The 12,150-nt window shown below is 37.3% G+C and carries 9 protein-coding genes and 1 pseudogene; 2 read left to right on the plus strand and 8 right to left on the minus strand.

The window, feature by feature from the left end:
• Nucleotides 1-257: 257 nt before the first annotated feature.
• From C502_RS0104305 to C502_RS0104325, 6 genes are all read right to left on the minus strand, one after another.
• Nucleotides 258-1,307, minus strand: coding sequence for a YqaJ viral recombinase family nuclease (locus C502_RS0104305; RefSeq protein ID WP_004677583.1), 1,050 nt, complete (start codon nt 1,305-1,307; stop codon nt 258-260).
• A gap of 155 nt (nt 1,308-1,462) precedes the next feature.
• Nucleotides 1,463-2,497, minus strand: a complete 1,035-nt coding sequence (locus C502_RS0104310) for a DUF932 domain-containing protein (RefSeq protein WP_018677620.1) — start codon at nt 2,495-2,497, stop codon at nt 1,463-1,465.
• Nucleotides 2,498-2,514: 17 nt separating this feature from the next.
• The gene (locus C502_RS18750; RefSeq protein WP_023274714.1) at nt 2,515-2,781 is read right to left on the minus strand and encodes a hypothetical protein; all 267 of its coding nucleotides are present in this window, start codon (nt 2,779-2,781) and stop codon (nt 2,515-2,517) included.
• A 91-nt stretch (nt 2,782-2,872) separates the two neighbouring features.
• Entirely contained in the window at nt 2,873-3,769 is an 897-nt protein-coding gene (locus C502_RS0104315) for a YagK/YfjJ domain-containing protein (protein WP_018677621.1), read from the minus strand.
• 305 nt (nt 3,770-4,074) lie between these two features.
• Nucleotides 4,075-5,583, minus strand: a complete 1,509-nt coding sequence (locus C502_RS0104320) for a hypothetical protein (RefSeq protein ID WP_018677622.1) — start codon at nt 5,581-5,583, stop codon at nt 4,075-4,077.
• A 466-nt stretch (nt 5,584-6,049) separates the two neighbouring features.
• Nucleotides 6,050-7,015, minus strand: coding sequence for a hypothetical protein (locus C502_RS0104325; protein WP_018677623.1), 966 nt, complete (start codon nt 7,013-7,015; stop codon nt 6,050-6,052).
• A gap of 226 nt (nt 7,016-7,241) precedes the next feature.
• On the opposite strand from C502_RS0104325, the gene C502_RS0104335 reads away from it, so the two are divergent.
• A complete protein-coding gene (locus C502_RS0104335; protein WP_018677625.1) occupies nt 7,242-7,463 on the plus strand; it encodes a hypothetical protein in 222 nt (73 codons plus the stop codon).
• Here C502_RS0104335 and C502_RS0104340 read toward each other — a convergent pair.
• Together C502_RS0104340 and C502_RS19725 are read right to left on the minus strand one after the other, a co-directional pair.
• Nucleotides 7,456-8,655, minus strand: a complete 1,200-nt coding sequence (locus tag C502_RS0104340) for a tyrosine-type recombinase/integrase (protein WP_018677626.1) — start codon at nt 8,653-8,655, stop codon at nt 7,456-7,458. The genes C502_RS0104335 and C502_RS0104340 overlap by 8 nt on opposite strands.
• Before the next feature lie 219 nt (nt 8,656-8,874).
• A pseudogene (locus C502_RS19725) lies at nt 8,875-8,943 on the minus strand (hypothetical protein); the annotation flags it as partial.
• A gap of 813 nt (nt 8,944-9,756) precedes the next feature.
• Between C502_RS19725 and C502_RS0104345 the strand changes: the two are divergent.
• Entirely contained in the window at nt 9,757-12,075 is a 2,319-nt protein-coding gene (locus C502_RS0104345) for a TonB-dependent receptor (protein ID WP_018677627.1), read from the plus strand.
• Nucleotides 12,076-12,150 lie beyond the last annotated feature (75 nt).

Consider the following 12,150-nt stretch of genomic DNA (forward strand, 5'->3'; position numbering starts at 1 on the left):
ATTCCCCAAATTCATTGAAGGCACTGTCTCCTACACCATATTGCTAACCCTCCTGAAAGAAACGACTTCCAATCACAGGTCATGGGAGAAAACATTGTGCGAACATAAAAAAATGCAAAGCTGCTCCACCGTCCTTTCCTTAGTATTAGGGAAAGGGCAAACGGGGTGGCTTTGCACAAATTTTAAATTTAGGGAAATAAAATCGTTTGATGTGGTGTGTGATGGAAATAGGTCTAAAACTTGTTTAGTCAGATGATTTAGGTTGTTGCAGAATAAATATTAAAGCGTCTGCTCCCTTGTCGGGATTGTGGATACTGTTGCAGTAGTTCAGGCTGTGCCTGTAATAATGCCTTTTGATCCAGTACCACACTGTCCTTTGATTTTTTCCATGTCACAGTACCATTGGAAAAGATGGCTTTCTCTGCATCTTTCATGAGTGCCTGAATCCGATGCTTGAGATAGTCATACTTGGTTTGATGGTCGGTGAGTTGTTTTTCCTCATGCAACAGATCTGTAAACAGTTGATCAACACCCTCCAATGTGGAGAAATCAACGGACTGTAAAGGGATATGTTGAGGGTAAAGTAATTGCAGGGCTTTGGCGGCTGATTCACTGGCATCAACACTCGGTGGTATGTCATTTTCCACACAGCTCCAGAATATCCGTTCAGAAGTCATGATTTGGTCTATCACAATTTCATTGCGTTCAACCTTAAAAATCTTGGCTTCATGTCCACAGATCAAGGCACAAATATGCGCTGCCTGTTTGCCTGTCACTGCCAGTTGGTGCTGTACCTGAATAATCACGTATAAAGGCACACCATCACGCCACAGTTTGGTTCCCCATTCCCCCACTGATTTACACTCCAATATCTGTACTTCATCACAGCCTACAACGGCATAGTCCAGATTCGCCAGCATAAAGTGTTTGTCAGGATCAGGATGCTGTAACACTGCATTGACCTTACGCACTTTATGACCTGTCTTGTGCTGGTAGTAATTGGCAATCAGAGGTTCAAGCTGATTGCCCCAATATAAGGGTGAATAACTGTTTTGGGTGGGTTGATCAGGCTGTGTCTGCATCCGACCTGTTTTAATCATCCATAGTTCCAGCATCGACATGTGGGGATTAAGCCCACAAGCTGCGGCTGCATCACTACTGCCAATACCCTGTTTTCTGACTTGTAGCCATTGTTCACGGCTCATGCCTTTGGTTTTAGCAAGCCGTTTGGCACGACTGGGATTAGGTTTAGCTAACGGTAAATGTGGTATGGATTTACTGGTTTGTGGTTCAACGATATGGTTCATGAGATACTCCATGTCTGTAAAAATTAAAATTGCGGCATAAAAAAAGCCACATCAGGGCGATGTGGCAAAAGGGAGTTTTGGGTAGAGGGAAATAGAGGATTTAAGCAATGGGTATATTCCTTAGGCTAATTTGATTAGCTCAAATCCAATTCAAGTTAGACCACCATTCTGAGTGCCTGTTCCAGTCCTCGCTGTTTCATGGCTGCACCTGTACCAAACCATGCAGAATCCAGTCGGTGATCAGTACTCATGGCTCGACGTTCGTGATCGACAAACTCGGTGATGCTACACAGCAAACCATAGGCTGTCCCTTGGGCTGAACTGAGTTCTGCACCTCGTCCCTGACCATTAAACATATCCATGACTTTCGACATGGCTCGTCCATTCGGTTCAGTTTTATTGGTTGCATTGGCTTCATTTGCCACATTGCGGTAGAACTGGATAATGCTGTCATCCTGTTCAGCAATGCTGAGACTGGTATTGTTAAATACCGCATCAAAATAGGCTGCCGCTTCCTGTTGGGTGACTTTACGCTGACTCAGTTGTTTCATTTCATACATGTGTTCATCCCATGCACGAACGGAAATACCGAGTTGTTGCTTCACTTTTTCAGCATCAAATCGGGTACTGTGCGGAACTTTCACCACACCTGCACTGGTACTGCCATTGCGTAAGGCGATTGCCAAAGTGTTATTACACACCACACGGATTGAAGTAAATTGTGCCGTTGTGGCAAGCGTACCATCACAGGCTGTAGCGAGAAGAATATAGCCATTGCTGACATCCTTGCCCTTGAGTGCTGTACTCTGTCCTGTACGTGCCAATGCCCAGAATTTCTTGCCACCTTTCAATACGCCTGCGGTTTCCAGTTCAAAGCCTGATTGCTCGGTCAGATCACGATAAAACTCAAGGATTTCTTTGGGCTGGACTTCCTGAAAGCGTTGGCTGACCACCGATAAAGGTGCATGGGTATCAGAACGATACAAGACACGCTGTTCTTCATAAGGCAAGATGATACTTTGCCCACGTTCATTCTGTGCCATATAACTGACATTAGAAGATTCAATACGCCAATCCATGCCTGCCTGCTGTGCCCAGACTTCAATCGGTTGATGTGGACTGAGTTGATCACCCAGACCATGCCACGGGGTTTCACCGACATACGCCATTTGTTCAAGTTGATGTGCCATGATGATTTCTCCTGTCCCTAGTTGAAATTGCACTGGCAATTGTTGCAGTGGAAATAAGCAGTAGGCTGCTGTGGCTGTGAGGGCTGTGTCAAACTATCAATTAGCCCTCCTACAACTGCTCCCATTAATCCGCCCAATAATGGTGACATCGGTATAGGCAAGCTTTTAGAAATCATCGTACCAACTCCTGCACCAGCCATAGAACCATAAGTATTAGAACTTCTAGATGCTGATGTTGAGCGGCTAACATTTTCAGAATAACAATATGGGCATGTAATATTCATAGGATAATCCTCATTAAATGAAAAAAGGCTTACCAATCGGCAAGCCTATGTTTTTGAATGTAAGGGAAAAAGAAAACATTCAATCTTCATGTTAATGATGTATATCTATGATTTTTTGGGATTGAAACTTTTCAAAGCTTTGGATGAATTGTCCTTTACTAAATACTCTCATACCTTTCAATCTAGCACGCAAGTATTGGTCATCCTTTTCAGGCAAAGCAAGATAACCTATTACCTCAAAAGCATTGGTGACTGCAAGTTTATCCTTACGTTCAATCAACCCTAGACCTAATTTCTTCAACTCGCAATATCGCTGCTTATGATCTTGCTGATTACAGTTAAAAAATAAACCATCACCTTTGGTAATTTGCTTGTGCCAAAGCTCTCCGATATTCTGCCCTAAGTAACTATCTCGACACCGTATAGAGCCATTATAGATCACTAACAAATGGCAATGGAAACCTTTACTTTTCCCCCCTTGCTCTAAACGATAGGCATAACCTACCTGATCTCTAAAAATCGTATCCTTGTTTTGAATGCGATTTATTAACTTCTTAATATCTTTATCAAATTGACTAATCGTTGCATTACGCTCATATTGATAAGACAAATCAACCCGAACTAATAATAATTTTCTATGTTGCCCTAGCAAACCTTCAAAATATTTAAATAGCACTTGTCGGTTACGTTGGTTCTTAACATGAAGTTTACTAATAAAGTTTTTATGCTCTTCTCGTAATTGATTCTGAAAAGATTTAAATGCCTGCTCTTTATCAAAGACAGCGTAATTATCAAGATATATATTCTGAGGCATAAGGTCAAAATAGGTCTGGACCAATGGACTGTATTCATAATTACCGTCATACACGGAGCTAGCTAATCCAAGAATTTGCTGATGTTCTGTTTTAAAGGATTTCCAATCATACATTTTGTTCGATACAACATGCATTAAGTTTTCGATTCTAAGTAAAGCTTGAGATTGATTCATTCGAGACACTCCAAGGTCTTTGTTCCATAGGAGTGTCTGTTTGGTATTTTTATAAATTAGAATAGATCTGTTTTGATTTATTCGTATTGATCTTTGATCAAAGTAGATGATCAAGATTGTTTAGGTATGGGTATTGAATGATATTAAATATATATCCTAGTCACTCATACCTTGAATTCGGTCTACAAACCTCTCCTCTAAGGAGAAAACCCTTCTTCTATAGCAAAATGGAAAACTATACAAATTTCTGTAATGCTATGTAGTGAAATGACAAGCTAAAGTTAAGTAAAGCTAGACTCAACCATTTAAATCTCTTTTTGCCCACGACCAAACCTTGACTTAATATCATCGGTATAAACAACATCAAATGTTTCCAGAAAAATGAAATATGGTAGAACACGCTTTTCAAAGAATGACCATTTTTCTTTATCCCCTGCTTCAATGATGAGCTCTGCTGGCATCTTCCATTCTGAATTTTGCAAGATAGGCACAGATTCGAAGTTCAGCTTGACCTCCATACCGTTAAAACTTTCTGAAGAGGCTTTAAGCAAATCACAAGTATAAGCATGAAACTCAGTCGGGATATCTCTAAAACGTACCTCCGCATCACTCTCTTGAATTTTAGTTTCCATCAAGCTATTTGCATTAAAGACAATAATGATGTCTTGTACTAATTGCCCTGTAACAAAGTTCTCTCTCCAGAAATATAAATAGTTCAGATATCCTGAAAAACCTTCTGGCTTTGCTGCTTTCTTATTAAGAGAAGTAAAGAATTTCTGAAATTGCTCATAGGGAACCCTATCTTTACAATTCTTATAGGCAATTTCTAATCTAAATCGATAGAGAGCTATGTCTTGTTTCTTGTATCCATGGAAATACTGAACAGCTTTTTTTAATCTCTCCGAGTTTTGTGCCCACTTTTTTGTTACCTCAATATGACTTGGTTTAATAATTCTGGATTCCGTGTCACCATCTCTAAGTCTAAAAAGATTCTTATCTGTTCGAAGATTACCACTTTCAGCAAATGCTTTAAGCCTACATAGAAGTCTATTTAAATTACATAAAGCATCTTCAGTCAGATCATAATTCAGATCATATAGTGCATTTTTACCTCTTTTTTGTTCAACTTCAAATTTGAAAAATTCGGCAAGGATTTGGATGTTCCGACTGAAATAATTTCCAGTAAATTGCTTGATATCATCAACATTATCTAATACAAAGAGTAGCTCTCGGCCTAATTGAGTTATTCGATTCTCGCATTGTTTTAATGTTTCTTGGGCCTGCTGCTTAGATTGACTTGAAGCATTCATAAAAACAGGAACTGGCTTGAACAACAAAGCCAACATAAAAACTTCTAGCCTCATTAAAGTTTCATGAGGATCATATTTCTTATACAAATCTGCAATATTCTTAAAACGCGGTCGACGGCTTAACCGAGTCGAAGGGAAATCATCATATTCAACCTCAAATTCTTTATATAGGGTTTCAATGATTTCTAAGTATTCTCTTAATGGCTGATGCATATTGATACTGGACTTTAATTTCTTGTTATTCTCAACAATCAAATTTCTTAAGGGTTTATATGATCGTTCCATACGCTTCTCTCTCTTTCCGCTATTGCTCAGTCCGAGATTATTTTCCGTTTTCGAAGCTTTGATTTCCGTAAGTAGTGCTTTAAATCTTTCATCATCAAATAGCTTATCGATAATAGAATCAGCAAGACCTTCGCTTGCTTGATTATCTATATTTGTTAGATCATCATTAAGATTCAAAATTTCATCGGCTCTGCTAGATGTTATTTGTCCTTCACCCACTGTCCTTATTCCTTATAATAAATGACTTGTAGCAACTTAATTTATCATGTTAATTCCAACTTGGTAAATCATTAATTCCCATAGTTTTTTATTCAAATTCCTAGTTATTTGAACATAAATTCCATTTTAGGTTTGAGTTAAAATATAGCTTTGGGATGGCATATCCACTTAGGTTGAGAGCCAATTTAGCTTTTACAGCGATCATCAAACTTAGCTCAGAATTTACCGTCAGAACTTCTTCTAACCATCAATAACCAAGCAGAAAAAAATACAAAAATCTCAATATATTTTGCTATGTAATAAATTTAGGAATGTCGTCTATAACTTTCTGAAAATGCATAAATAGGAATCCACTAACAAATAAGTGGATTCCTATTTATGCATTAAATCTTTAGCTAGAGTAGGGGCTCACTGAATGCTTACTCTAGAACTTACTTTCACTAACATCAGATTTTTTACACGCTCTTTAAATCTCTGATTTTGGGAGAATGATCTGCTTTACAAGTTCCCTTTCATTTCGTAGACAATTAATTAGCGATAGCTCGATATCACTATTAAATAAAATTTCCCGTCCCAAGCTTATAAATGGGTATTTTCCTTTTAAAGCCTGAGCGTATTTTGAGATGTTTGCATTGATGGAATTTAGTTCTTTGGCTAATTTCTTTTGTCTTCTCTTTGCATAGAAACGATCAAGATCATCTTCTGGATCTTGCACTCTTTTACTCTTTTGAGGTTTACCATTCTCTACAATGTGCTTTTGCACCTCTATTTTCTCAATAAGAATTTTCTTTTTATTTTCAAGCTCTATTAATCTTTCTGCTATAAAGTTCCGATCCATTTCTTCAAACTTTGCAATAACTTCGTCATATACATCATTCACAGCTCTATTCGGGTTTTTCCACTTACCCTGTTTTTCAGCACGCTCCTTAAGAATATTAAAAAAAATCTTATGTTTATCATAAAGTTTATTTTCATATCGAGCTTTAATCTTTACATAACCTTCTATTTTTTTTCTTAATACAGATTGCCTAATCAACGCATATTGTACTGTTTGGCCTGATTTAGTTGTTATCATTTCAATCAATCCCTCAAGAATCCTCTTATATTCTTTTTGGACGATGTAATTGGCTAGCTCATTAGAATTTCCTATCAACTGATCAACCAAACCGATTTGCTCAACAACTCGACTTGCTGTTACCGACTCATTAAAGTTACTTAAATCCCACAAACTATTTTCCCGATAAGAATCATTAAAGCTTTTATCACCAAGACTCACTAACTTTTTTAAAATTTGCTCTTTTGCTCCATTAGTTAAAGTCGCCTCTGCTTGTTGAATGTATTCTTTCCATTCAATCAAATGTAAATTCTCTATTGCTAATAGGTATAGCTCATTATTCAGGATATGTAAGTCTTCTGTACTTATCTTTTTCATATTTATAAATTTCAATTAGATAAATAAATTCTAGCAACTTTTTCATTAACTTCAATAGAAGTATTCATTTACATTCAAGTTATACCTAAGCTGACAACATCTAATCAATTTTTAAAATAGAGGGGCTTATGGCAAAGCTTAAAATTGCAGTTAAATTTAATTTAGTAAATCTATTACATGAAGATTCAAAACTTGTCGTAGGTAATTTTATTAATGAGGTGAATCAATGAGCTATTTAACATCAAAGGAGATAAGACATATATTAAAAGATTGCTCTGCATCTACATTATGGCGTTACCAACAACCTAATCAAAAAATGTTCGAACAACCCATGCCGCAACCTATTAAGAAATGTGCTGGATCTTCAAGTCTTTGGGATGAAGAAATGTTTAATGAATGGCTACTCAAATATTTCAATAACAACAAAATGAGCAATCTGTCTAGCTAGACAGATTGCTTAACTTTTTCCACCATTTTTTATAAGCTTTCGACATCTCTTTTTGATAATCATAATAGTCATATGTCCCCTGTTCCCCAGGCATTACATGACCAACCATCAATTCCGCAACATCCCTACTCGTAAATGCACTGAAATTTGTCCTAGCTGTACGCCGTAAATCATGCATAGACCAATGATCCATTTCAATTTTATAATTCTTCCTTGCAAATTGCATGAAGTTATAAGGGGTATCTATTGGCCCACTACGCCCCATTGGCTCTTTGCCATTTTCATGTGGGAAAATGTATTCAGAATTACTCAAATCAATTGCCGACTGAAGCCACGGTTTGATCTCATCAATAATAGGTCGAACAATGTCCCCTTTACTTTCTCCTGTCTTATGATTTTCATACGGTACTGTCCATGTATTTTTACTAAAATCAAAATCTGATTTCCGTGCAAGCCTCAACTCACTATATCGATTACCATAAAACAAACATAACTTGAGAAATAAAACATTCCTTAATGATGTTCTAGACTCATCACAAATTTTAAAAATTAAAGATAACTCATCATCTTGTAATACTCGAACAGTTTTATTTTTCTTAATATTCAAGTCACGTTTTCCAGTGATATGTCTTATGGGGTTTTGCTCAATTAATTTTCGATTGATCCCCCAATCCAAACACTGCTTTGTATTCGTAAGAATGCGATCAGTTATCGATGGTGACTGTTTAAATTGCTCTTCTAGTAAATCTAACCACATATGTAATGTGATTTGCTCAGCAGGTATGCTACCTAACTTTGGGAAAACATAAAGTTCAAATGATCTCAAATATTGATCTGCATTCTTTTTATTAGGAATAGTATATTTCGCATGCCACTCACGAAATAACGCTTCAAAAGTTATAGCCTCTGTGATCTTGTGAAGCTCTACTTTTTTATGAATACGTGGGTCATGTCCCTTTTCTAAAATTGCTTTCATTTTCTGCAATTCAATACGAGCTTCTTTAAGGCTCATATTTGGATAAGTTCCCAAGTCTAAACGAGCTTGCTTATCGTTATATCGAAAACGCATCTGGAAAGTGAGCTTTCCTTTTTGAGATACACGAACGCTCAATCCATCTTGATCAGGCTCCGTATGTATTGCTGAACGTTCACGATCTAGATTCTTCTTAAGCCACGTATCTGTTAAAGGCATTTTACTCCACCTGTGTACATATTTTTTTCAAATAGAAAATTCTAGAAAATATGTACACACATATGTACACAAACATACTGACTAGACTTGAAATCTATTGAACGGGGTTGAAAGACATAACAGATAAAGAATAACAATATTTTTATATTTTTACAGCACTTACATTGATTTTATTATTATATTTGAAACAGGTTGAATGGGCTTAAAATAGTATCAAATATTTGGGTGGGAAATGATCGCAAAGGTACGTCGTTGGGCAACTTGTGCCGCTAATTCATCTTTAAACATGAGAAACAATCTTCAATATGTACGCAGTTATGTACACATTTCTTAATATGTACCTTAACTGAAAAAGTGAGAATTCAAAATTGGCGCAATTGTAGCAGATTTATAAGTTGTGTTTTATGGATTGTTGATATGTCCTAAGTTATCCACAAAATAGGTGTTGCTCTCACTGACCGTAAAATAGCTAATAAAAAATGTACCATACTTCAATGACGTACAATTTTTTAGATAGAAGCGTTGGAATTTCGATGCCTGAGGAATAGATCAGTCTTCATATGCTGAGACCTATTATCACAATAAAAAATACAAAGATTAAACGATAGCAAGAAAGTGCTCACCCTCAAATAATTATAAATAAGTTCACCTCACTCAATTTTATAGCATTTATTTTTTCTAATTTAAGTCATGAAATGAATGAGAAAACTGATTGGTATTCTATTTACCATCGGTGAGCAATCGCTCCTCTATCAGGGGTCGTTTTGTTTTAATCAATGTCGATAACCTGATCTTAAATTGTATACCCCAAAGATTTTCATCCTAATCAACGCAATACAAAAAACTTAGTTGAATAATCTAGACCTACACGAGTTTGTATGCTGAGAATCTTTTCTCCAAAGGAATCAAATATCTGACTAAAGCTGAAAGTATTAACTGATTTTTAAAAACAAGTTTATTGCTATACACCTTTCTAAAACAAACCTAAACATTTGTCTATGAACTTGGATTAATCCGACAAAATAGTTAACTTATGAATTGAATTGATGATTAAGAATCATTATTATTCTCAAAATTTTTCTCATATCTGAGTGAACGATTATGTCTTTTATCAAATCACGTAAGAAATTAGTATCTTCCGCAATTGCATCTTCACTCTCCGTGATTGCAGTACCAGCCATCGCCCAAGATCAGCCAGTACAACTCCCAACGATTCATACGCAAGCACAACAAGAACAAGGTTTAAAAGTAGACCAATCATCCAATAGTAAATTCGTTGCTCCTCTTTTAGATACTCCAAAATCAGTTTCAGTTATTTCAAAACAATTGATTGCGGATACTCAAGTCACGACTTTAAGCGATGCGCTTCGTACCGTTCCTGGGATCACTTTAGGTGCTGGTGAAGGTGGTAACCCAAATGGTGACCGTCCATTCATTCGTGGCTATAACTCAGAAAGTTCAATGTATGTAGACGGTGTCCGCAACGCAACTTCTCAAAACCGCGAAATGTTTGCTGTTGAACAAGTTGAAGTCACCAAAGGTTCTGCTTCTGCTCTAGGTGGTGCAGGTACTTCAGGCGGTAGTATCAACATGATTTCTAAGGTTGCTAAAAAAGGCGATGCTTTAGAAGGTTCGATCTCAGGGGGTACAGATAATTATGCGCGTATCACTTTAGACGGAAACAAAGATTTCGGTAATGGTGTTGCAGCACGTGTCGTTGTGATGGGTCATCAAAACGAAAAAGCAGGTCAACAAGACGGTGCTGAATATAAACGTGCAGGTATTGCACCAAGCATTACCTTTGGTCTAGACACTGCAACTCGTGGAACATTAGGTTATTACTACCTCAAAACGGATGATATTCCAGATTCTGGTATTCCATATAACAATCCATTCGCTACAACAAATGCAAGTGCTAAATTCAATGGCAATGGCAAACCAATTGATGTCCAACAAGGCAGTTACTATGGTTGGAAAGATCGTGATTTCCAAAAACAAGAAAACCAAGTAGGTACATTTAAATTAGAACATGACTTAACAGAAAACTTGACCTTAAGTAATACTGCTGTTTACACACAATCTAAGAATGACTATCTGTGGACTAACCCAGATGACTCTAAAGGCAACTTTTATAACAAAACCACAGGTGCTTTAGATGGTTCTGTATGGAGACGTACCAACTCTCGCGTAGCAGATACAGATGGCTTTACCGATCAACTTGCTTTAACGGGTAAGTTTAATACAGGTGCGGTACAACATCGCTTTAATGCTGGTGCAGAATATAGCGATCAAAAAACTGATCGTACGCAATATATTATGAATGGTTTAGATTCAACAGGAAGTGCAAACAATACCTGCTCTGCTGCTGCAATCGCTTCAGGGTGGTGTACATCGGTTCAGAACCCAAGTAATGTGCCGTGGACAGGAAAGATCAGTACCAATGGGGCTGACCGTTACAACATTCAGAGTAAAAACCAATCTGTTTACTTCCTTGACAATATTGAATTAAACCCACAATGGCTTTTAGATTTAGGCGTGCGTTGGGATAAATATGAAACCCAGCAAACCATGACTTATGGTGCACGTAACAGCAGTGTTACTGCAGCAAAACCAACGGCTAAAGCTGGTGATCAAGTTACGGTTGAGAACAATAAAGATTTCTTCAACTACCAAGCTGGTTTAACCTTTAAACCAGTGGAAAATGGTTCTATCTATGTCAGCTATGCCACTTCAGCAAACCCAGTAGGTGTCGATGGTGGTGATGGTTCTGAAGGCATTACTGCTGCAATTCAAAACCTCAAACCAGAAGAAGTGAAAACCTATGAGTTAGGGACTAAATGGAATGTTCTTAACGAAAAATTAAACCTAACAGCTGCAATTTTCCGTACAGAAAAAACCAACACACGCGCAACGGCTGAAGATGGTACCACTCAGAATATCGGCGAAACACGCGTTGATGGTATTGAGCTTGGTGTCAACGGAAACATTACGGAAAAATGGGCAGTTGCTGCTGGCTATACTTACTTAGATAGCGAACTTGTTGATGGTGGTTATACCAATATAGGCTCTACTGCAGCTCCAATCTATCAAGCAAATCCAAGTAATGGCAACCAAGTACAAAACGTAGCAAAAAATAGCGCGACGCTTTGGACAACATATCAAGTTCTACCTGCTTTAACCTTAGGTGCTGGTGCTGTTGCAATGGACAAAGTCTATGGTAATGCAACCAACACTAAGTGGGTGCCAGGTTATGTGCGCTATGATGCTATGGCACGTTATAACGTAGACAAAAATGTTGATTTACAGCTAAATGTAAATAATTTATCTGATAAACGTTATTTCACTAAAGCATATTCATCACACTATGCAACTGAAGCAGAAGGACGTAGTGCAGTATTATCAATTAACTTCAAATACTAAAACCTAAAAAGTCCATCGTTTAACGATGGACTTTAATGAAAAAATAGCCTCATGATGAGGCTATTTTTTTCTGAC

Origin of the sequence: Acinetobacter tjernbergiae DSM 14971 = CIP 107465, assembly GCF_000374425.1 — a bacterium.
GTDB classification, from domain to species: domain Bacteria; phylum Pseudomonadota; class Gammaproteobacteria; order Pseudomonadales; family Moraxellaceae; genus Acinetobacter; species Acinetobacter tjernbergiae.

Bases quoted from the DNA above. Each gene is read 5' to 3' on its own strand.
- C502_RS0104305 (WP_004677583.1), bottom strand. From the start codon at position 1,307: ATGAACCATATCGTTGAACCACAAACCAGTAAATCCATACCACATTTA.
- C502_RS0104310 (WP_018677620.1), bottom strand. From the start codon at position 2,497: ATGGCACATCAACTTGAACAAATGGCGTATGTCGGTGAAACCCCGTGG.
- C502_RS18750 (WP_023274714.1), bottom strand. From the start codon at position 2,781: ATGAATATTACATGCCCATATTGTTATTCTGAAAATGTTAGCCGCTCA.
- C502_RS0104315 (WP_018677621.1), bottom strand. From the start codon at position 3,769: ATGAATCAATCTCAAGCTTTACTTAGAATCGAAAACTTAATGCATGTT.
- C502_RS0104325 (WP_018677623.1), bottom strand. From the start codon at position 7,015: ATGAAAAAGATAAGTACAGAAGACTTACATATCCTGAATAATGAGCTA.
- C502_RS0104335 (WP_018677625.1), top strand. From the start codon at position 7,242: ATGAGCTATTTAACATCAAAGGAGATAAGACATATATTAAAAGATTGC.
- C502_RS0104340 (WP_018677626.1), bottom strand. From the start codon at position 8,655: ATGCCTTTAACAGATACGTGGCTTAAGAAGAATCTAGATCGTGAACGT.
- C502_RS0104345 (WP_018677627.1), top strand. From the start codon at position 9,757: ATGTCTTTTATCAAATCACGTAAGAAATTAGTATCTTCCGCAATTGCA.